This is a genomic window from Alcanivorax sp. HI0044, from assembly GCF_001634945.1.
The window spans coordinates 1-385 of record NZ_LWEZ01001027.1; the positions used below are offsets into that span (position 1 = coordinate 1).

A 385-nucleotide genomic window follows, 5' to 3' on the forward strand; every position below is an offset into this window, starting at 1 on the left:
TCACTCCATTGAGCACCACTTGCCCGTTTGCAGTTTGTGCCGTGGTAGCGGGAGAGGAAGGCTCGAAAGTGGCGCGCGGCTCCGTCAGCGCGATAGCCGCACCGGTAAAGGTTTCCGTGGCCATGGCAGGCAACCAGCGTTCCTGCTGCTCGTCGCTACCGAAATCCACCAGGGCGTTGACGGCAGCCATGGGCTGCAAGGCAGCCAGGGTATGAGAAATATCCCCCTCGGCCAGATCTTCCACTGCCAGCGCGTTGGAGAGCGGCGAACGTGGCATGCCCACACCGCCCAGAGCTTCCGGCATGGGCATCAACGCCAGGCCAAAACCGGCGATGCTGTTTAACAGTTCACCATTCGCCTTTGCTGCGTCATCCGCTGCGCGCGA

Annotated in this window: 1 protein-coding gene; it reads right to left on the reverse strand. The window is 62.1% G+C overall.

The window, feature by feature from the left end; translation table 11 throughout:
• Window positions 1–385: acyl-CoA dehydrogenase family protein (locus A3730_RS12045; RefSeq protein WP_197477462.1), on the reverse strand; the 385-nt coding region annotated here is incomplete at both ends.